The following is a 20,801-nucleotide window of genomic DNA, read 5'->3' as shown; positions in this document are numbered from 1 at the left end:
GCAGGCTGCGGCCGCGGGTGCGTCTGGTGACCGAACTGCTTCCGGCTATGTCCTTGAGGCGCGCACTTCCCCGTGTTTTACTAGCGGGGGCAAACCGGTTTAGATCTGCATACCGCTGAGGGTTTTTAGCAGATCCATAATTTTGCTAAAGAAGCCACCCAGCAACGTTGGTCCGGTGAACAAAGTTGCCAACGTCTTCATGATGGAGCCGAAGATACCCCCGACGCTTGACGACGGTACTTCACCCTGCTCACCCTTTGGACCTTGCGGGCCTGGCTTGCCGTCTTTGCCGTCTTTCGGCAATGGGATTTCTACGGTACTGCCATCAGAGAATTTAACGAGGACTTTGCCGTCTTTGATCTCCTGGCCAACGATGGTCAATGGCTTGGCGTCTTTACCATCTTGTCCCTGTGCACCGTCTTTTCCGGCAGCGCCGTCCTTTCCAGCGGCGCCATCTTTGCCCTTCGGAATGACAATTTTTTGACCGTTGGTGAACTCGACGACGATATTGCCTTTACCGTCATCAGTCTGTTGTTTAATCTTCAGGTCTTCACCTGGAGGGCCTGTCGGTCCGCGCTGCCCAGGCTCTCCTTGGGGCCCCTGCGCTCCTGGCTCGCCTTGTGGGCCGGTCTCTCCATCTTTACCCGGGGTACCTGGAGGGCCTGCTGGACCGGCGGGACCGCGATCACCTTGCGGGCCAATAGGGCCGCGAGGCCCTTGTACGCCATTCTTTTCTTGTTCGGTGCAATTTTCTTTGCGGATTGGCGCAAGTTCACCATAAACCGTGAGCGTTCCGGACAAAGCTGCTTTCACTTCAGCGGAAATATTACTCAAAAACTCAAGCTTATCTACTTGCCCCCTAAACAACACGGTGTGACTATCGAGCACCGGACGAATCTCAGCTTCTTCCTTCGTCAAAATGCCTTTAGCTATCGTCTGCGAGGAACCGTTGTAGCTCGCGTTCACAGAAACCTTTTTATCAGGGGTTACCGTCAGCACAGGGGTAGCAATTGTTTCATCGCCAATCTTAATTTGACCACTCCCAACGATCGTAGCTCGCATGATGCGGTTCTGACCATCCACAGTCACCAGTGATTGATCTTTATCGCTACGGAATCCAACGCTTACTGGTTTGCCTTGCTCATCACGACCAATCCCTTGGCTAGCATTTTCAAAATACGTTTGTTGGTCAGTTCCGATTTGCCAAGAGAATGCGCTTGATTTGACCGCAAAATCCACAACTGGGCAGAGTTGCGTTTCGCTGTTCGCGGTGGGCTCTACATTTTCCTGCGCATGTGCAGTATTGATTGGGGTCAGCAGCCCCAGACTCAGTGCGAAAACTGCGCATGCAGTTACGCCAACTGACTTCTTTCTAGCCACGATGTGGTCTCCGGGTTTCTCTTCAAAAGCCGAGTGCAACACCACTTCTGTGGGTACACGAACTCTATTTTGCTAATGCGAAATAGAGTCGGAAATAACTAAACACTGAATCGATTCAGAAGACAATAGAATTGATAATGACATTCATTACATAAATGCAACTTTTCGCATGCTATATAGCGCGCAAAAAGCTTTCCCAGTGTATTGCTTTATTGAAATCACGCAACCAAACCCGGTGTAGCTAAGATCACTATCTGCTACTAAACTATCCCCATGGATTCCGCAGGCTCACTAGAACCACTAACTTTTTACGACGCCGCCAAATGGGTTTACCAACGCCGCGGCAAACTTTCCGGCGCTGCTGAAACTGAAACCTGGTGGCTTTTCGCCCCGGCAACCCCAGAACCCGGCAAAGGCCCCATAATGGTCAACCGCAAAACTAATGAGCTCGAACAGCTCGGATCGCTACCCAAGGAGTGGAAACCTCGGCTGGAAGCGTTCAAAAAAGAAGGGCCCACCCCACTCTCCATTCCGGAAGAGTTTTACGGTGAGCCGGAAGAAATCTCGCTATAGCCCCCGCTATAGCACTGTGCCCGAAGTGGCGCACCTGGTCTGCGATGCAAAATGACCTTCACTCGCACAAGCCCTAAGTCTTACACCTCGCATGCAACCACTAATTCATACGACGCCAGTTCAGCAGCGGCGCCGCAACGACCCCAACCAGCGCGCTGACGGCCAAAGCCACGAGCGCAATCCACAGCCCCAGACTCTCGCCGTCGTTGGCAATTGTGCTCAACGCGGTGGTGGACCAATGCAGCGGCAATAATCCAGCCAGCGCAGACCATGCTTGTGCAATCTCTGCACTCGCAGCAGCCTGCCAAACCCAGCCAACCACGCCGACCTGCGCAATGCCCGCAACAGCGGCAATCACTATTCCCACGCGCATCCCAGCAATCCGCATCAAAGCCCAGGTGAACCCGGCAGCAACCCACGCACTTAACGCCGAAACGCCTGCAGCAATCGCAACCGTCGCCACGCTGAGACCATCACCCAGCAGACCAACCAATACCGCGCCGCTGGCAGCGGCCAATACACCACCGCCGAGCTGCACTGCCCAAGCAGCTGCAAAGAACTGGCTCATCACAGCCATGACAACACCTGCCAACATCACCAGTGCGGCCACCAACATGGCCACCACTGGTGGCAACACTCCGTGTGCTGCCTGTTCCTCAGCACCTTCCTCGCCACGCGGCCCCGCCGGGATTGCACGGCTTACCGCATCAGATTTTTGTTTGTTGCTCTGCGCCATCGTCTCCAAGCGCTCCGCGCCGCTATCGAATTCACCAAGACCGGCAGTCGCCTCGTCGACGCGCGCACGAAGTTCTTGCAGCCCAGCCGACAAGTTCTTCGAGCCATTAGTTAGCTCGTAGACTCCGTCGTGGAAACCATAACCAGGAACGTTCAGCTGATTCGCTAGATCACGTGAGCCTTTTTTCATCGCCAGGAGGTCATCAGCTACCTCGGTTTGGAAATTAAAATTCTCCACCTGCCGGCGCAGGCTTTCTAAATCGGAAATTGCTTGTTTCGCCTCAGGCGCATCAACACCGCGCAGTTCTGTAATTGCTCGGTCAGCAGCCTCCACGAGTTGGCCTTGCACTGCACCAAAACCAACGACTTGATCCACCGCCTGGCCGACGCCATTGGCCAGCTCGCTGGCGCCGTTGCCTAGTTGTCCAGTACCTGCTTGCAACTCGACCAACCCCTGGCGCAGACGGTCAGCTCCATCCGCGGCCTCGCCTACGGCCCCGGCTAATTCTTGTGTATCTCCCCCGACGCCTTCGAGTTCACCAATCAGCTCATCGATGGCATTTTGCAAGATTCCGGCCTGCGACGACGCTTGTCCAGCGGCACGACGTGCATCAACCAACTTGCTGGTATCCACACCCGGATTCTCAACCGCAGGTGCTCCCGTTGGTTCTTCGGCCGACGACCAACTATCTGCTGGGCCCAGTGAGGCAATAGCAGCAATCACCGCCCCCACCGCCAACGGCAATACCACCGCCAACAGCGCCACAAGCCCCCGCATACGCGAACCGCGTGCAGGTGGTTCCCCAAACCTACTATTACCTGCTGCCGCTGCCGCCGTGTGTGCTGGAGGAAATTGGTTGTGCGCCGTGGACGAAGAATCGTTCATACCCGGGCACTTTAGTTCCGAAACAGCTTCCCGTGCGGCAGCTACCCCGGCGAGTCACATAAACAACAACAATCACAAGCAGGCACACGCCCCGAGCGCTTATTCCAGGTTCATCCGCCCACTATCCAGCTGCTTCCACCATCCATCCGGCATACGAAAAGGGGCCGCAACGAATAAACGTTGCGACCCCTCAGCGGTTACGCGGGCTAGCTAGCAGGCGAATGAGCTCCGCCCGCAGCTGAGCCTGCGAAGTTGGAGAAGATTAGTTCTTGTACTTCTCAGCGAACTTCTTGCGTACAGCTGCGCCCAAGTCCTCGTGGACGTTGTCCCAGTACTCGTAGACACGCTGCTCGACGCCCTCGGAAACACCAGCCATGGCGTTGGTGATGTTGTGCGCCAGACGGTCCTTCTCTTCGTCGTTCATGACTTCTTCGTACAGCTTGCGTGGCTGGGTGAAGTCATCGTCCTGCTCGTGCTTGACGTATGCCGCACGAACCAAGTCGGTGCCGTGTGGGTCTGGGTTGACGTAGTAGTCAGAAGCCTGACCGTAGCTGGTGTGGTTCGACGACGAAGTCTCGCCATCATCCAGGTAGCCAGCGCCCTTGTCGAAGCGGTTCGGCGTGTAGACCGGCTGATCTGGGCCGTTGAAGTTGTACTGCATCGAACCCTCGTGATTATAGGTGTTCACAGGGTTGATTGGCTGGTTGATCGGCAGGTGACGGTAGTTGGTGCCGATGCGGTAACGGTGCTGATCCGCGTAAGCGAATGCGCGGGCCTGCAGCATGCGGTCTGGTGACAGGCCGGTACCCGGAACGATGTTGGATGGATCCAGAGCGATCTGCTCGATCTGCGCAAAGTTGTTGCGTGGGTTGCGGTTCAGCTCGAAGTAGCCCACCTTCTGCAGTGGGTAGTCCTCGGTGTACCACACCTTGGTCAGATCGAATGGGTTGAACTTGTAGTTCTCAGCCTCGTCGAAAGGCATGATCTGAACGTAGACGTCCCAGCGTGGGTAGTCGCCATTTTCGATGGCCTTGAACAGATCCTCACGGTGGTAGTCAGCGTTTTGACCTGCCATCTCGGCGGCTTCTTCGTCAGTGAAGCACTCCCAACCCTGTTGGGTCTTGAAGTGGTACTTCACCCAGAAAGCCTCGCCTTTGTCGTTTACCCACTGGAAGGTGTGGGAGCCGAAGCCGTCCTGGTGACGGGAAGTCTTCGGGGTGCCACGGTCACCCATCAGGTAAGTGACCTGGTGTGCGGACTCAGGGGTACGAGTCCAGAAATCCCACTGCATGTCAGCGTCGCGCAGGCCGGAGGCACCGGTGCGCTTCTGGGAGTGAATGAAATCTGGGAACTTGATGCCGTCACGCAGGAAGAACGTCGGGGTGTTGTTACCGACGATGTCGAAGTTGCCTTCCTGAGTCCAGAAACGCAGTGCGAATCCGTGGACGTCACGCCAGGTGTCAGGGGAGCCCTGCTCACCAGCAACGGTGGAGAAACGGATACCCATTGGGGTGACCTTGTTCGGCTGGAACAAGTCAGCCTTGGTGTATGCGGACACGTCTTCGGTGACATGGAATTCACCGAATGCACCGTGACCCTTGGCGTGTGGGTTGCGCTCTGGAACGCGCTCACGGTTAAAGGACTGCAGCTTTTCGATCAGCTGCAAGTCATTCAAAACGTTGGGACCCTGTGGGCCGGCGGTGATGGAAATGTTTTCCGAGGCGATTGGCTGGCCACCCTGGCGAGTGGTGGTGCCTGGGGCGTCCTCCCGCTGGCCCTGATCCAGCTTGTCATCAATGTTCTTAGTCATGGAATGCTCACTCCTGTTAGCAATTGATTAGACGCTCTTATGGGGATGAGGTCAATTGATAGTCTACTTGAATACATAAGAGTGCGCAATCACACTGGCAGACCCCAAATCTCTACTCAGGAATAAATATCGGCGCTGGTAACCTCATCTAAGTGAACGCCCAACCATCGCCTGCGAGCCGCGACGCCCGCACCACGCAGCTGGCATTACAAGCCGGCCGTGGTGATCGCGCAGCGTTGAGCGCGTTCATCAAAGAAACTCATGACGACGTCTGGCGTTTTCTAGCCCACCTGGCCGGCCCCGAGCTTGCCGACGACCTCACCCAAGACACTTATGTACGCGTCATGGGCGCACTCCCCCGCTTCGCCGGGCGCTCAACCGCACGCACGTGGCTACTCTCACTCGCCCGCCGAGTCTGGATCGATAACATCCGCCACGAGCGTGCCCGTCCCCGGAAATCACACTCTGAATTAGAAGATCTAGAGCCCACCCACGAAGATTCCTCCACCTGGAGCGACTGGATCGATACCCGCCAGATGATCGCATCGCTACCCGATGAGCGTCGTGAAGCGCTAGTACTTACCCAAGTGTTGGGCTATTCCTACGAAGAAGCCGCAGCAATCGCGGGCGTTCGCATTGGCACGATTCGCTCACGCGTGGCGCGGGCACGGAAAGATATTCTCGCAGAATACGACAATTAATCACAGAAACTGTTATATTCCGTTGAACGTTCATAGTTTTTCGGATGCGCGTTCACAGCGCGCTCACAGATTCGGAGTTGTTGTCTTCATGCTCAAACGATCGTTAGCCATCTCGATGGCCTTCGTCGGAACCCTGGCCGGCGCCGGTTTCGCATCCGGGCAGGAGGCCATGACGTATTTCGTGGCCTTCGGAAACTGGGGAATTGTCGGAGCATTGCTCGGCTCCGTCGTCATGATCATCTGTGGTATCGCCATTTTGCAGCTCGGCAGCTACTACCAAGCCCGCGAGCACACCGCCGTGATTGACCGCATCACCAACAGCCCAATCATCGCGAAAATTTTGGACTGGGGCACCATCGCTACGCTATTTTCCATCGGTTTCGTGATGTTCGCCGGTGGTGGCTCCAACCTCACAGAAGCCTGGGGCTGGCCGACGTGGATCGGCGCGACCTTGATGTTGATCATGACCATCCTGGTGGGATTGCTGGATGTCGAAAAAACCACCGCGGTCATCGGTGTCATCACACCATTTTTGATCATCATGGTGCTGGGTACCGCGATCTACACGGTGATCACGGTAGATCCGAACTGGGATAATATTCAGCAGGCTTCCACCGAGGTACACACCACTCTGCCAAACTGGTGGATTTCTGCGATCAACAACATTGCCTTCCAAGTGATCGTCGCCGTGTCCATGGCGATTGTGATCGGCGGTAGCTTCATGGACACCCGCGAGGCAGGAATCGGCGGTGCCATCGGCGGCGCGGTCTTCCTCTCGTTGCTGCTGTTGCTGGTCATGAGCATGTACTTCACCGTCGAGACCACCAAAGATGCAGATATGCCGATGCTGGCGCTGATGATCAGCCTGCACCCAGCATTGGGCCACATCATGACGGTCGTGCTCTACGGCATGGTCTTCAACACCGCCATCGGTATGTTCTATGCGTTGGCGAAACGGCTGACACGCAACTCACCAGAAAAATTCTTCCGCGTCTACGTCGCGGCCTGTTTGATCGGTTTCGTGCTGTCCTTCGTTGGCTTCCGCCAGCTGGTCAGCTACGTCTACCCAGTGCTGGGCTATATCGGCATGCTGTTGATCGTCGTGCTGATCTGGGCTTGGGTGCGCAATTTCCGCACCATGCGCACCGAAGGCCAGCGCCGTCGCCGCGGCCGCGAACTCATGTCCCGCAAGGTTGACCCGCGCGTACGTTTCAGCAAAAAGAACGACCGCGAGCTGACAACCCTGGCAGCCCAGTCCAACATGGGTTCCGAGGAATTCTTGCACAGCATCAAAGAAGAAATCGACGACGAGCTAGAAAACGATCCCGACGTTGACTACGACCGCGATATGCCTGCTGGCAGCGTCGTCTATGTGGAACACACCAAACCGGAATAAAGACCAAACCGGAGTAAAGACTGAGCCGGAGCAAGCACGAAGCAGCAATACACACGAAAGCAGGCACCCACCGGAAAACCGAGTGGGTGCCTGCTTTTAGGTTGTCGTAAGCAATAGCACTAGCCGCAGCCACAACCGCCGGCCGCGGCCGTGTCTACCGCTAACGCTCTAGCAGCAGCTCAGCGATTTGAATCGTGTTCAGTGCTGCGCCTTTACGCAGGTTATCGCCAGAGACCACCAGCACCAGGCCATTGTTTCCATCCAGCGATTGATCCTGGCGAATGCGTCCTACCAAGCAATCATCAATACCGGTCGCGGCCAGCGGAGTCGGCACATCAACAACCTTCACTCCCGGAGCCTGCTCCAGTACTTCCACAGCCTTGTCCGGAGTGATGTCGCGGGCAAATTCCGCATGCACCGTCATGGTGTGCCCGCTGAAAACCGGCACACGCACGCAGGTTCCGGAAACGCGCAAATCCGGCAGACCAAGGATCCGGCGCGACTCATTGCGCAGCTTTTGTTCCTCATCGGTTTCCAAAGAACCGTCGTCGACAAGATTTCCAGCCATCGGCAACGCGTTATAAGCAATCGGAGCAACGTACGGGGCAGTATCCAAACCATTGAGTTTGCTGCCGTCGTAAGTCAGATCAACTGCGTGCTCTCCGGCCTCATAAATCTGGGCCGCCAGCGCCTGCACACCAGCCAGACCAGAACCAGAAACCGCCTGGTAAGAAGAAACATTCAACCGCTTCAGCTCAGCAACGTCGTGCAATGCCTTGATCACCGGCATCGCGGCCATCGTGGTGCAGTTCGGGTTCGCGATAATGCCCTTCGGCACTTCTTTCACTGCCTCTGGGTTGACCTCAGAAACCACCAACGGCACCTCTGGGTCCTTCCGGAACGCCGAGGAGTTATCCACCACGATCGCGCCAGCTTCCGCAAACACCGGCGACCACTCCTTCGAGGTGGCGCCACCGGCGGAAAACAGTGCGATATCAACGTCAGAAACGGACTCGACGGTCACCTTCGACAAATCTTCCACGGTGATCCGCTCGCCGCGATAATCCAGCTCGGTTCCAGCCGAACGCGCAGACGCGAAAAAACGCACCTTATCCGCGGGGAATTCGCGCTCCTCCAGAATTTGGCGCATCACCTGGCCTACTTGTCCAGTGGCACCGACGACGGCGAGTGTGGTCATAGTTGAGGTCTCCTCCCAGAGCAGTTGTGGTGGCGGTTAGCGTCCGGTTCCAGCATAGACGGTGACATCTTCGTCACCGCCGAGATCAAAACGATCATGCAGCGCACGGGTGGCTTTTTCCAGATCCGATTCGCGCAGCAGGACAGAAATCCGGATCTCGGAGGTCGAAATCAGTTCCATGTTCACACCAGCATCGCGCAATGCCTCGGTGAAATCAGCAGTCACGCCTGGGTGCGATTTCATGCCGGCACCAACCAGGGACACCTTGCCCACCTGATCGTCGTAAAGCACCTGCGACCAGTTACCTTCGCGGCTCAGCTTCGACAAGATCTCCACCGCCCGTGGGCCGTCTTCACGCGGGCAGGTAAAGGTGATGTCAGTGATGCCATCTTCCACGGTGGAGATATTCTGCAGCACCATATCGATGTTGATCTCGGCATCCGCGATGGCACGGAACACTTTGGCAGCCTCGCCCGGCTTATCTGGAATACCCAGCACGGTCACCTTGGCTTCGGACTTATCGGTGGCAACACCAGTCAGTACTGCATCTTCCATTGGGATATCCTCCATTGAACCGGACACCAAAGTGCCGGGGTCGTTGCTATAAGACGAACGTACACGCAGGGCGACGTTGTGCGCGCGGGCATATTCGACGCTGCGCAGCACCAAGATCTTGGAGCCGACGGCAGCCATTTCCAGCATCTCTTCGAATGACAGCTGTTCCAGCTTGCGGGCATTCGGCACAATGCGCGGATCAGCCGTATACACACCGTCGACGTCGGAATAAATCTCGCACACATCCGCGTTCAAAGCCGCCGCCAAGGCCACAGCAGTAGTATCCGAACCGCCGCGCCCAAGCGTGGTGACATCACGAGTGTCCTTGTTGACGCCCTGGAAACCAGCGACGATGCAGATCTTGCCTTCGTCCAGCGATTCCTGCAGACGCCCCGGGGTGACGTTAAGAATACGGGCATTACCGTGCCGCTCGGTTGTCAGCACACCAGCCTGGGAACCAGTAAATGATTGCGCCTTCGCCCCTAACGAATCCACGGCCATCGCCACCAGAGCGTTCGAAATTCGCTCACCGGCGGTCAACAACATATCGAGTTCGCGCTGCGGAGGAACTGGGTTCACCGACGCCGCAAGGTCTAGCAGCTCGTCGGTAGTATCACCCATTGCCGAACACACCACGACGACGTCATTGCCAGCCTTTTTCGTGGCAACAATACGGTCTGCTACCGCCCGGATCCGCTCCGCGCTTTCTAGGGATGAACCCCCGTATTTCTGCACAACTAGTGCCATGAGGCCAGCTGCCCTTCCTGATCGTTCGTTTCTGCTGTCTTTGCGGCTCAAAAACGCAGGTTAATGCTTATTCATATCATAGTATGTGCCCTGCGTCCCAGACTTATATGCATGCCGAAATATTCGGCGACTTTCGCACACACAACAAATTTTGTGTAGTCTGTACCACATGATTTCCGGGGCACGCTTTCTTCTCCTTAGCAGCCGCGGCGGGTTTTAGAGCCAACAACGACAGTTTGGTCGGCGCCCCGTCGCGGTTATTCGCGTAGCTGTTGCACCTCGCCCCGGGCACGCACATATGCCGGCCGAACAGAGCCCCTGTGAAAACCAGGCACCGCTCAATCCGAACTCCGCTGTAATCAAAAGGAATCACCATGTCCCCTAACGACGCTTTCATCTCTGCACCCCGCCAGGTACGCAAGCCCAACGGCCCACGTAATGAGAACCAACCAGCGTGGAACAAGCAAAAAGGCTCGTCCATGCCGGTGGATCGATACTTGTCTTTCGCCCAAGAAGTCGAAGACATCCAGCTGCCAGACCGCACATGGCCGGATAAAAAGATCACCGTCGCCCCGCAGTGGTGCGCGGTGGACCTGCGCGACGGAAACCAAGCTTTGATTGATCCAATGAGCCCAGAGCGCAAGCGCCGCATGTTCGAGCTGCTGGTGAACATGGGTTACAAGGAAATCGAGGTGGGCTTCCCATCTGCATCCCAAACTGATTTCGACTTCGTCCGCGAGATCATTGAGCAGGATTTAATTCCTGACGACGTCACCATCCAGGTGTTGGTGCAGGCTCGTGAGCACCTGATCCGGCGGACCTTTGAGGCCTGTGAGGGCGCGAAAAACGTCATCGTGCACTTTTATAATTCCACGTCGAAGTTGCAGCGCCGCGTCGTCTTCCGGAAAGACCGCCCGGCAATCAAGGCGCTGGCAACCGAGGCCGCAGAGCTGATCAAAACCATCGCGCAGGATTACCCAGACACCAACTGGCGCTGGGAATATTCCCCGGAATCGTTCACCGGTACCGAGCTGGATTTTGCCAAGGAAGTCTGCGATGCGGTTGCGGAAATCATGGCGCCGACGCCCGAAAACCCGCTGATCATCAACCTGCCGTCGACAGTCGAGATGATCACCCCTAATGTTTATGCCGATTCCATCGAGTGGATGCACCGCAACTTAAACAACCGCGAGTCGCTGATCATCTCGCTGCACCCGCATAATGACCGCGGCGAAGGCGTCGCAGCTGCGGAGCTGGGCTACCTGGCCGGAGCCGACCGCATCGAAGGTTGCTTGTTCGGCAATGGTGAACGCACCGGCAACGTGGATTTGGTGACCTTGGGCCTGAACATGCTGACCCAGGGCGTGGACCCACAGATCGATTTCTCCGATATTGCGCAGATCCGTCGCACCGTCGAATACTGCAACCAGCTGCGCGTGCACGAGCGCTCCCCATACGGTGGCGACCTGGTCTTTACCGCGTTTTCCGGTTCCCACCAGGACGCCATCAACAAAGGGTTGGATGCGATGGCCGCCAACGTGCATCCCCAGGCCAGCAGCTCCGACGTGGCATGGGAAGAGCTGCGCGAGACCACCTGGGAAGTTCCGTATCTGCCGATCGACCCGAAGGACATCGGCCGCGATTACGAAGCCGTGATCCGCGTGAATTCGCAGTCCGGCAAGGGTGGCGTCGCCTACATCATGAAAACCGACCACGGCATCGCCATGCCGCGCGCCATGCAGGTCGATTTCTCCCGCGTTGTGCAGACCGTCACTGATGCTGAGGGCGGCGAAGTCGATTCGAAAGCCATGTGGGATATCTTCGCCAACGAGTACCTGGAGACAAATTCCCCGGTAGAACAGGTTTCTGTCACCGTGAACAACGCGGAAACCGAAGACAAAGACGCCAGCGTTACTGCCAAGGTCATCCACGAAGGCACCGAACGCACCATCGAAGGCTCCGGGAACGGACCAATCGCCGCCTACGCCGATGCGCTGGGCAACTTGGGCTTAGACATCGAGGTATTGGAATACTCCCAGCACGCCCGCACCGCCGGTGATGATGCCGAAGCCGCATGTTATATCTTGGCGACGATCAACGGTTCCAGCGTCTGGGGCGTGGGTATTGCAGGCTCGACGACGTACGCCTCGCTGAAGGCACTGGTTTCGGCTGCCAACCGCGCGCATTCCAGCCTGTAGTACGTAGGCTCTGTAAGACATACCCCTAGCAGAACGTAGCCGCTGCAGGACTTAGGCTAGGCCTCTGTGTAGTGCACTAGACTGCTGTACTAATGACCTCGCATACCGATACCGACGACACCGGCAACACCGACAACAACGTCACGAATACTCAGGACTCCTCGGGTGAGCTGCATCCTAAAGAGCAGGCTCGCCGCGAGGCAGTTGCCGCCTATCCTTTCTTGGCGCTCACGGTACAGACTTCCGGTATTCACCCATCGACTGCTCGCCTGGTGGCAGTCGATGCCGTGACCTTTAACGACGATGGCGAGACCGGAGAGGCCTTTCACGCCGTACTCAACCCGGGCGAAGACCCGGGGCCCCGGCATTATCACGGGCTTTCCCGCGAAGAAGTGAACAACGGCCAGCGCTTTGCCAAGATCCTGAAGCCACTCGACCGGCTTATCGACGACCGCACGCTGATCGTCCACGATCTGCCGTTAACCTGGGGTTTTCTGGTTTCCGAGGCCAAGCGCGCGATGAGTGCTGCTGCACGTGCCAACCGGCGGCGCTCCCGCAAGGGCAACCGCAAGCGCCAGCGCGTCGGGCATGTGCCGCAGCCTGCCACAATCGTCGACACGCTGGCCACTGCGCGTCGGCAAGAAGTTCCGTTCACGGATATTCGACCTGCCGGCGTGGCTCGCGCGATGGGTTTGTCGGCGATTAGTCCGGTGGCATCAGCTGTGCGTGCTGGGCGCAGCCAAGAAGAAACCACCCGCGAAACCACGCATTTATTGTGGGATATTTTTCAGCATCAGCACGAAGCCGCGCAGAAGTCATCGGGCGCCGACCATGAGCTGATCGCTAGCTACCACCCGGATGATCTACGGGCGGATCGCTGTGGTTTGCAACGCAGCCACATACGCGTGGAATCCGCCGAAGCTGAGCTGACCTTAGCCAATCCCGGAAAATATGTGCCGGGCCGGTCTTTGGTCGAGGGCATGGAGGTCGTGGTTGCTGATGAGATCGGTTATAGTCCCGATACCATCGTCACCGCGTTGACTGAGGCCGGGTTGGTGTATCGCGAGCATCTGCACCGTGGGGTCTCGGTGGTGGTGTGCAATAAGACCACTGACCTGCGGGGCAAGGCTATGCACGCGGTACGCAAAGGCATTCCGCTGCTCGGGGATACTGCTTTTTTGGATGCGCTCACCCGCGTGAAGCCACACCTGGATCCTGATGCGCCAGTGGAACAATCCACGCACCCGCGGGCGGTACCTAGCCAGCCTGCGGGGAAGGCATCCGGCAAACAACAATCCGGGAAGCAACAATCCGGCAAAGCGTCCGTGAAACAGCACCCCAAGCAGGCAGAAAAACAGAATGAAAATCAAACAGGAAAGCAGCCACGGAAAAAATCCCGTTCCCATAGGCGGCGCCGCAGCTCTTCGCGCAAAGGAACACCGAATCCTGCGAGTGGCTCAAACCACACATCCCACTAGTAACCACGCCTTTTTACTATCCTAGATGCCTATGACTAAGTCTTCTGCGTCGTCATCACCGTCATCGCCGGTGTCCATCGTGTCCCGTGCCCGCACGCGGGTGGCCACAACCGTCGCTCGCTTGGCGACGGTAGCCTCGCGCGCAACCGGCCGGGGAGCGGGTGGCATGATCGGCGGTTTGCTCGCGGACAAGATCGACCCGAACGTCATGCACAATCTTGCCGACGATCGCCCGGCTGTGCTGGTCACCGGCACGAACGGAAAGTCCACCACCACCCGCATGCTGGCGAATGCGCTGCGCAGTGAGTATTCTGTCGCCACGAATGAGGGCGGCGACAACATGGATGCCGGAATCATCTCTGCACTGTTGGCGGGCCGTCATGCTGAAGTCCTCGCCCTGGAGGTGGACGAACTGCACGTGCCGCAGGTTGCGGACAAGATCAATCCGCAGGCGCTGGTGCTGCTGAACCTGTCACGCGATCAGCTGGACCGCGTCGGGGAGATCAACAAGATTGAGCGCACTTTGCGCGGCGCCATTACGGCGCACCCGGACATGACTGTCATCGCGAACTGCGACGACGTGCTGATCACCTCGGTGGCTTATGACGCCCCGAACGTGGTGTGGGTAGCCGCTGGCGGCGGCTGGCTCGGTGAATCCACCACCTGCCCGCGCACGGGTGGCGCGATTGTGCGCGACGGCGAGCATTGGTACGCAGCGAAAAAGCTTGCCGACGGCTCCACCTTCGAACGCCCCACCCCAGATTGGACGATCACGGACGAGGGCATTACGCGCAGCTCGTCGCTGGACGACGCCGCGCACCCGATGAACCTGGCCCTGCCGGGCCGGGCCAATCGGGGCAACGCTACCCAGGCCATCGCCGCGGCAGTCGAGGCCTTCGGCGTCGGCTTCGAACAGGCTGTGTCCGCCACCGAGCAGGTGGATGATGTCGCCGGGCGTTATTCCACGATCACCCGCGGCGAGCATGAAATTCGCTTGTTGCTGGCAAAAAACCCGGCTGGCTGGCAAGAGGCGTTGTCCATGGTGGATCGCAGCGCCGAAGGTTTGGTGATCGCGGTGAACGGGCAAGTCGCCGACGGGGAGGATTTGTCCTGGCTGTGGGATGTCACGTTTGAGGATTTCGCCGAGCAGTCCGTAAAGGCTTCCGGTGAGCGTGGCACAGACCTGGCGGTGCGTTTGGTTTATGCCGATATCAGCCACGAGTTAATCGCTGATCCGGTGAAAGCCATCGATGCGTGCCCAGCCGGGCGTATTGAGGTGTTGGCGAATTACACTGCCTTCCGGGATTTGAAGAAGGCTTTAGAGCGCGGTGATTCTTCTGCATCCCAGGCAGCGCAGGTACAGAATTCCGCGCCGAAAAATTCCACCGCCCGTTCCGAGGAAGCTTAGGAGATAGCAGCGAATATGGCACACGATAAGCACAACGCTGCGGCCAACCATAACGCAGCTGAGCGCACTGCCGAAGCCAGCGAGTCAGCGAAAAAGGCAGAGCTGAATATTGGTCTGGTGCTGCCGGACGTGTTGGGCACCTACGGCGACGACGGCAATGCGCTGGTGCTGCGTCAACGCGCCCGCATGCGGGGGATTTCGGCGCAGATTCACCCGATCAAGCTCGGCGAGCCGGTGCCAAGCCAGCTCGACGCCTATACCGTGGGCGGTGGCGAAGATAGCGCGCAGATCCTGGCAGTAGAGCATTTGCTTGCCGACGGCGGCCTGCACAAAGCTGCCCGCGCTGGTGCGCCAGTTTTCGCTATTTGCGCTGGTTTTCAGCTGGTCGGCGAGACTTTCCGCGCTGCGGGCCGGGAAGTCGAGGGGCTGGGCTTAATTGACGCCCGGACCGTCACATTGCAAAAGCGTGCGATTGGTGAGGTCGCTTCGCAACCAACGCAAGCCGGTGTCACCAGTAGCCTGACTTCCCCGCTGACTGGTTTCGAAAACCACATGGGCGCCAGTGTGCTCGGCCCGGATGCCCACCCTTTGGGTGCTATCACCACTGGTATTGGTAACTGCGATGCCGATGCTGCCCGTGCTGGCGCAGCCGACGATGTTGCTGCGCAAACTCGAGCCGAAGGCGCGGTGCAAGGATCGGTCATCGCAACCTACATGCACGGCCCTGCCCTGGCGCGCAATCCGCAGTTGGCGGATCTGGTGTTGTCCATGGCATTGGGGTGCACGTTGGATGAGCTGGAACCGTTGGAGATCCCGGCCATCGAGCAGCTGCGCACCGAACGCCTGCGCTAAGCGCACGCCGCAAAATTATAGCCGCGGCGCGCAGACGCTACCCACTGGCCAATAATTCTTACGCTAGCCTAAGATAAACCACATGGCTGATGGACATACCTCGCAAGATACCGCCGAGCACTCTGACAAACTCCACGAGTTTCTCGACACCACCCTGTCCAACCCACCCGGCGACGCACGCCATCATTTCGTGCGTTGCCGGGTGACGTCTGTGGAGGTGCTTGCCGACGAACTCCTGCGGGTGCACCTGCACTCCCCCGCTTTCGCGGATCTGCGCCTGACTGGACCTGATGAGTTTTTCGGGCTGATCATGCCCACAGCTGCGCACAGCTTGGACGGCTTAGAAAACGCGCTTGCCGACGGCGACCGCGCGAACCTACGCGCCGTCATTGCCTCCTGCGATTCCGCGTGGCGTCCAGAGCTGCGCTGGTACACTTTCCGCGCACTGGACCGGGAGAATGCGACCGCGTGTTTTGATGTGGCCACGCACGGCAAACGCACGGGCCGAGAAAGCACCGACGACCACACCTTCCCCGCCCCGGGATTGAACTGGGTGCTGCGTGCACAAGCAGGTGACGAATGCGCGATCTATGCTTCCCGCGGGTTGTGGCACCACCCCAGTAGCAGGCAGCTACTCATCGCGGACCCTTCAGCACTGCCGTCGGTGTGGGCGATTCTGGAATACTGCCAGCGCTTCCACCCGGATACACTGCGCACCACCCGCGTGATCGCACTCGCTGAAACCGAGGCGGATATTGAAACTGCCGCGCTGCAACAGTGGCAGAATACGCTGGCCAGCGTGGACGTCGTCACGGGCCCTTATGCGCAGCACCAGGAACTACTGGCTGCCCACGTACAAGAACTGGCCCGCCAACACCCGGAATTTCAGCCGGAGTATCTGTGGGCCAGTGGGGAATCTGGGATGGCGAAAACCGCACGCAAACTGGGTATGACGGTCTTCGGATTGGATTCCACGGCGATCCAGTGGTGCGTGTATTGGATCGCGGGGAAACCGCGGCCCTAAGTCGCGAAAGTATCGTTGGCCTCGGCGGGCACTCAGCGGGCCCGCGGCGGCCGCTACACGGATGGCGGCAGCGCTAGCGCACGGGCAGGCGGCCGGACAGCGCGCGGGATAGCGTGAGCTCGTCGACGAATTCCAAATCGCCGCCCAGCGGCATTCCGGAGGCCAGCCGCGAAATTTTCAAATCCGGGAAATCCCGCAGCAGGCGCACCAGGTAGGACGCGGTCGCCTCGCCCTCGGTATTCGGATCCATCGCGAGAATCACCTCGGTAATCTCCGGGGCGTCGTCGTAAAGCGGGTGTTCCGGGGTGGAATCCGCCAGCTCGCGATCCTGCACGACACCGCCGATGCGCTGCAACAACTGGCTGATGTTGAGGTCTTTCGGCCCAATATTCGCCAGCGGGTCCAGCGCACCACCGAGCACGTGATAGCGGCCGGTGTATTCGCCGGTGCGTTCGATGGACTGGATGTCTTTGGGTTCTTCGACTACGCAGATCATCGAGCGATCACGCCCGGAATCATGGCAGATGCGGCACACGCTGTCGCGGGAGATATTGCAGCAGATGCGGCAAAACGTAACCCCGTCGCGGACACCAGCAAGCGCCTGCTGGAGGCGGTCAATGTCTTCCGGTTCTGTGTGCAGAACATGGAAGGCGATCCGCTGGGCACTTTTCGGCCCAATCCCAGGCAGGCGCGAGAATTCGTCGATGAGGTCTTGTAAAGGACCTTCGAACACTTACATTCCACCCATGAGGTTGTTGATGTCGCCATCGCCCATGCCCTGCGACAATGGGCCCATCTTTTCCTTGGCCAGCTCGCCAGCCTGGCGGTGGCCGTCCTGGAATGCACCGAGGATCAGGTCCTGCAGCGTGTCGACGTCGTCGGCATCGACAACCTGCGGATCAATCTTGATGTCGGTAACTTCCGCTCCGCCGGTCATGGTGACCTCAACCAGGCCGTTGGCTGCTTTACCGGTAACGGAGGTGGCCAGGATCTCCTCCTGCGCCTTCTGCAGGTTGGCCTGCATTTCGGCGGCCTGGGCAATGAGCTGTTGCATGTCTTGTGGCTGCGTCATTATTGCTACTCCTTGTTTGGTGTAGTGGTGCATTCTTACGCATAGCTATGGGGATTAGCCCGATAGCTAGGCGTCTGCGCGGGTGGCCGCGCACGTCGGCCCCAGTTTACAACGGACTGGGACAGACTACAGCGGGCGAGCGCCCAGCTCGGTTTCCAGCAGCTTGCGCGCGGCGGCGTGGATTTCTTCCGGGCTGCGTTCACCGGTGCTGGTGTTGGCGTTGGTGTCCGTATTGGTGCTTGTGCTGGCGCCTGTGTCGTCCCCGCCGGTTTGCGCATTGCTGTTTTGTGCATTGCCGTTTTCGGCGTTGTTTCTTTCGGCATTACTGGTTTCGGCGCTGCCCGGCGCGCCGTGTGCGTTCTGCGTATTCTGTGTGTTCTGTGCGTTCTGTATGTAGCTTGCCGACGATTGTGCTGGCTGCGCTTGCGGCGGCTCGTCCGGTGCAGACTCTTCTGCAGCCGGTTCAGGTGGCAGCGGGACACCGTCGCCAAAGGTATCGCCGCTGGTTTGTGCTGCGCGCTCACGAGCCCGGTTTTTTGCTTGGTTAGCTACCTCGCGCCAGTCCTGGTTCTTTGCGCTGGCGGATGGTTTCTCATGTGGCTCCGGTTGCTGCCGGTGGGATTGCCCAGAACCCTCATTGCTCTCGCGCACCGCAGTGTCCGTTGATTCCGCCCCGGCGTTAACATCGCGGCTGGTTTCTGGCCAGACACTGTCACTGCTTGTGCGTTGAGCTTCCTGCCGCGGGCGCGTTTCTGCCTGCGATTGATCCTGCTGCGGCGGCTGGTTATTCTGCTGTGGCTGCGAATTCTGGCGCGACTGGTCATTCTGCTGCGCAGGTTTCTGCGGTTGCGGCGTCGTGCGCGGTTGCGCCGTAAGTTCAGGTGGAACTTTCGTGCCGACGATGCACTTGACCTGTAATTTCTGGTCGACGACGGCGCTTACCGCTTCGACGATCACGGCATTGTTGCGCTCAGAATTAATGCGCTCAGCCAAAGCCCCGGTGTTATGCCCCAGCACGACGGTCTCGCCGTCGATCCCCAGAACTTTTGCCTCGGTGAGCATAACTTCCGCGACGCGGTTTTTCTGCCCTACCTTTGAGCGAATATTCGTCCACTGGCTGCGGATGATTTCGAGTGCATCACCTGGCTGTTCATTAGACTGCTGCTTACTAGGCTGCTGCTCGGCACGCTGCTGTTCAGCATGGTCTGGCTGCGCAGACTCGTCGGTGTGTTGCGCACGGACAGCATCGTTAGCCGACGCAGAGTCCGTGGAATCGGCAGCACTTACTGCTTCGGCAACAGCACCAACCACATTTTCTTGCTCAGCTCTAGGCGTTTCTGGGTTGTGCTCACTAGCAGATGCTGCCTTGTGCTGCTCAGCAACCTGTTCACCAGTATGTTCACCAGGCTGTGCCTTAGGCGCCGGGCCGTGCGACGGCATCGACTTCGTCTGCGGTTTCGCCGAACCCATCGCCGCCACAGCAGCCAACGCGGCCGCCGCACCACGCGGACCCCCCTGCCCGTTGTGCTGACGACCATCCTGGGCTGTAGCACCCTGTCCAGACTGGCCTGCCCGACCAGACTGGCCCGATTGACCGGCACCGGTCCCCGCGCCAACACCGCTGCCTGGCCCAGCCCCAGCACCAGCTGCGTTACCGGCTGCCGCAACGTACGGCCGCGCCAACAAATGCGCACACAAAATTTCCAGCAATAACTGTGGCGAGGTGGCGCCACGCATCTGCGGCAATCGCTCGTTTACTACGTCCGCATAATGCGTCAGCGCCTCCGGGCTAAACCACCCAGCTTGTTCCTTCAACACCGCCACGCGATCCTGCGGGGCAGACACCAGCCCCTCATCGAAAGCCTCGGGCACAGCTTGGATAATCAGCAGATCCCGCAGGCGGTCCAGCAAGTCTTCCACGAAACGGCGTGGCTCGTGCCCAGCATTGATGACGTCGTTGACGATGCGGAATAATTCGCCTTTTTCGTCGTCGGCAAGCGCGGCGATCACACGGTCAATGAGCGCCAAGTCAGTCACGCCCAGCAGCGGGGCCGCCTGTTGGTAAGTCAGCTGACCATCCTTCGCACCGGCCAATAACTGGTCTAGCAAGGAAAGCGTGTCACGCGGCGAACCACCACCGGCTTGCATCACCAACGGGTATACGGCGTCTTCTACCTGCACGTTTTCTTCTTCCACCACGTGCTGCAGCAGTGCTTTCATATCTGGCGGGGTGAGCAGGCGGAACGGGTAGTTGTGCGTACGCGAGCGGATCGTGCCAATGACTTTTTCTGGCTCGGTGGTCGCGAAAATAAAAATTAGGTGCTCAGGGGGCTCTTCGACGATCTTTAGCAGGGCATTAAAACCCTGTTGCGAGATCATGTGCGCCTCGTCGATGATGAAGATGCGGTAGCGCGATTCCGCCGGCGCGTAGTGGCCACGATCGCGCAGTTCGCGCATGTCTTCTACACCGTTGTGCGAGGCCGCGTCGAGCTCCGTGACATCCAGGTTGCCGGGGCCTCCGGGGGCGAGCGCACGGCAGCTATCGCACTTCCCGCATGGCGTCGAGGTTGGCCCTTCGACGCAGTTCAGTGAGCGCGCGAGGATGCGCGCCGAGGAGGTTTTGCCGCAGCCACGTGGGCCTGAAAACAAATAGGCATGGTTGATGCGGTGGGCATCGAGCGCCACTGATAAAGGCTCAGTGACCTGCGATTGTCCGATGACCTCAGCAAAGCTTGCGGGGCGATATTTCCGGTAAAGAGCCACGCCACTACTTTACCGATATCCCCAG

Annotated in this window: 16 protein-coding genes; 8 read left to right on the top strand and 8 right to left on the bottom strand. The window is 58.5% G+C overall.

Features of this window, described 5'->3' with window-relative positions; translation table 11 throughout:
- Positions 1-99: 99 nt before the first annotated feature.
- Positions 100-1,380, bottom strand: coding sequence for a collagen-like domain-containing protein (locus B142_RS12970; RefSeq protein WP_236658182.1), 1,281 nt, complete (start codon positions 1,378-1,380; stop codon positions 100-102).
- Positions 1,381-1,653: 273 nt separating this feature from the next.
- On the opposite strand from B142_RS12970, the gene B142_RS0108300 reads away from it, so the two are divergent.
- Positions 1,654-1,953: a hypothetical protein gene (locus B142_RS0108300; protein WP_018121084.1), complete on the top strand. Its 300-nt coding sequence runs from the start codon at positions 1,654-1,656 to the stop codon at positions 1,951-1,953.
- Positions 1,954-2,053: 100 nt separating this feature from the next.
- Here the strand turns inward: B142_RS0108300 and B142_RS12335 are convergent, their stop codons facing one another.
- Positions 2,054-3,574: a hypothetical protein gene (locus tag B142_RS12335; protein ID WP_018121083.1), complete on the bottom strand. Its 1,521-nt coding sequence runs from the start codon at positions 3,572-3,574 to the stop codon at positions 2,054-2,056.
- 262 nt (positions 3,575-3,836) lie between these two features.
- Positions 3,837-5,384, bottom strand: coding sequence for a catalase (locus tag B142_RS0108290; protein WP_018121082.1), 1,548 nt, complete (start codon positions 5,382-5,384; stop codon positions 3,837-3,839).
- A gap of 152 nt (positions 5,385-5,536) precedes the next feature.
- Between B142_RS0108290 and B142_RS0108285 the strand changes: the two genes are divergently transcribed.
- Complete coding sequence (locus B142_RS0108285; RefSeq protein ID WP_018121081.1) at positions 5,537-6,085, top strand: RNA polymerase sigma factor; 549 nt, start codon at positions 5,537-5,539, stop codon at positions 6,083-6,085.
- Positions 6,086-6,173: 88 nt separating this feature from the next.
- On the top strand, positions 6,174-7,481 hold the full coding sequence (locus tag B142_RS0108280) for a YkvI family membrane protein (RefSeq protein WP_018121080.1): 1,308 nt from the start codon (positions 6,174-6,176) through the stop codon (positions 7,479-7,481).
- A gap of 160 nt (positions 7,482-7,641) precedes the next feature.
- Here the strand turns inward: B142_RS0108280 and B142_RS0108275 are convergent, their stop codons facing one another.
- Together B142_RS0108275 and B142_RS0108270 are read right to left on the bottom strand one after the other, a co-directional pair.
- Complete coding sequence (locus B142_RS0108275; protein ID WP_018121079.1) at positions 7,642-8,679, bottom strand: aspartate-semialdehyde dehydrogenase; 1,038 nt, start codon at positions 8,677-8,679, stop codon at positions 7,642-7,644.
- A gap of 36 nt (positions 8,680-8,715) precedes the next feature.
- The gene (locus B142_RS0108270; protein ID WP_018121078.1) at positions 8,716-9,981 is read right to left on the bottom strand and encodes an aspartate kinase; all 1,266 of its coding nucleotides are present in this window, start codon (positions 9,979-9,981) and stop codon (positions 8,716-8,718) included.
- A gap of 374 nt (positions 9,982-10,355) precedes the next feature.
- Here B142_RS0108270 and leuA point away from each other — a divergent pair, with 374 nt between their 5' ends.
- The 5 genes from leuA (at position 10,356) to B142_RS12320 (ending at position 16,941) form a co-directional block, all read left to right on the top strand.
- The gene (gene leuA / locus B142_RS0108260) at positions 10,356-12,179 is read left to right on the top strand and encodes a 2-isopropylmalate synthase (protein WP_018121076.1); all 1,824 of its coding nucleotides are present in this window, start codon (positions 10,356-10,358) and stop codon (positions 12,177-12,179) included.
- 92 nt (positions 12,180-12,271) lie between these two features.
- The gene (locus B142_RS12330) at positions 12,272-13,657 is read left to right on the top strand and encodes a hypothetical protein (protein ID WP_018121075.1); all 1,386 of its coding nucleotides are present in this window, start codon (positions 12,272-12,274) and stop codon (positions 13,655-13,657) included.
- Positions 13,658-13,688: 31 nt separating this feature from the next.
- Positions 13,689-15,065 (top strand): Mur ligase family protein, encoded by a 1,377-nt coding sequence (locus B142_RS12325; RefSeq protein ID WP_051067317.1) that lies wholly within the window; start codon positions 13,689-13,691, stop codon positions 15,063-15,065.
- A 15-nt stretch (positions 15,066-15,080) separates the two neighbouring features.
- Positions 15,081-15,917 (top strand): type 1 glutamine amidotransferase, encoded by an 837-nt coding sequence (locus B142_RS0108245; RefSeq protein WP_018121072.1) that lies wholly within the window; start codon positions 15,081-15,083, stop codon positions 15,915-15,917.
- A gap of 82 nt (positions 15,918-15,999) precedes the next feature.
- Positions 16,000-16,941: a siderophore-interacting protein gene (locus B142_RS12320; protein WP_018121071.1), complete on the top strand. Its 942-nt coding sequence runs from the start codon at positions 16,000-16,002 to the stop codon at positions 16,939-16,941.
- A gap of 73 nt (positions 16,942-17,014) precedes the next feature.
- On the opposite strand, the gene recR is transcribed toward B142_RS12320, so the two are convergent.
- From recR to B142_RS0108225, 3 genes are all read right to left on the bottom strand, one after another.
- Entirely contained in the window at positions 17,015-17,674 is a 660-nt protein-coding gene (gene recR / locus B142_RS0108235; RefSeq protein WP_018121070.1) for a recombination mediator RecR, read from the bottom strand.
- On the bottom strand, positions 17,675-18,013 hold the full coding sequence (locus tag B142_RS0108230) for a YbaB/EbfC family nucleoid-associated protein (protein WP_018121069.1): 339 nt from the start codon (positions 18,011-18,013) through the stop codon (positions 17,675-17,677).
- Between the two features lie 126 nt (positions 18,014-18,139).
- Positions 18,140-20,776 carry a DNA polymerase III subunit gamma and tau gene (locus B142_RS0108225; protein WP_018121068.1) on the bottom strand — a complete coding sequence of 879 codons (2,637 nt, stop codon included), beginning with the start codon at positions 20,774-20,776 and terminating at the stop codon, positions 18,140-18,142.
- Between the last annotated feature and the right edge of the window lie 25 nt (positions 20,777-20,801).

Origin of the sequence: Corynebacterium propinquum DSM 44285 (assembly GCF_000375525.1) — a bacterium.
Classification (GTDB): domain Bacteria; phylum Actinomycetota; class Actinomycetes; order Mycobacteriales; family Mycobacteriaceae; genus Corynebacterium; species Corynebacterium propinquum.
Note: the sequence above shows the minus strand (reverse complement) of the source record. Positions and strands in the feature narration are given on the sequence as shown.

Excerpts from the sequence above, each read along its gene's own strand:
- B142_RS0108300 (WP_018121084.1), top strand. The coding sequence starts at position 1,654 with ATGGATTCCGCAGGCTCACTAGAACCACTAACTTTTTACGACGCCGCC.
- B142_RS12335 (WP_018121083.1), bottom strand. The coding sequence starts at position 3,574 with ATGAACGATTCTTCGTCCACGGCGCACAACCAATTTCCTCCAGCACAC.
- B142_RS0108290 (WP_018121082.1), bottom strand. The coding sequence starts at position 5,384 with ATGACTAAGAACATTGATGACAAGCTGGATCAGGGCCAGCGGGAGGAC.
- B142_RS0108280 (WP_018121080.1), top strand. The coding sequence starts at position 6,174 with ATGCTCAAACGATCGTTAGCCATCTCGATGGCCTTCGTCGGAACCCTG.
- B142_RS0108275 (WP_018121079.1), bottom strand. The coding sequence starts at position 8,679 with ATGACCACACTCGCCGTCGTCGGTGCCACTGGACAAGTAGGCCAGGTG.
- B142_RS0108270 (WP_018121078.1), bottom strand. The coding sequence starts at position 9,981 with ATGGCACTAGTTGTGCAGAAATACGGGGGTTCATCCCTAGAAAGCGCG.
- leuA (WP_018121076.1), top strand. The coding sequence starts at position 10,356 with ATGTCCCCTAACGACGCTTTCATCTCTGCACCCCGCCAGGTACGCAAG.
- B142_RS12330 (WP_018121075.1), top strand. The coding sequence starts at position 12,272 with ATGACCTCGCATACCGATACCGACGACACCGGCAACACCGACAACAAC.
- B142_RS12325 (WP_051067317.1), top strand. The coding sequence starts at position 13,689 with ATGACTAAGTCTTCTGCGTCGTCATCACCGTCATCGCCGGTGTCCATC.
- B142_RS0108245 (WP_018121072.1), top strand. The coding sequence starts at position 15,081 with ATGGCACACGATAAGCACAACGCTGCGGCCAACCATAACGCAGCTGAG.
- B142_RS12320 (WP_018121071.1), top strand. The coding sequence starts at position 16,000 with ATGGCTGATGGACATACCTCGCAAGATACCGCCGAGCACTCTGACAAA.
- B142_RS0108230 (WP_018121069.1), bottom strand. The coding sequence starts at position 18,013 with ATGACGCAGCCACAAGACATGCAACAGCTCATTGCCCAGGCCGCCGAA.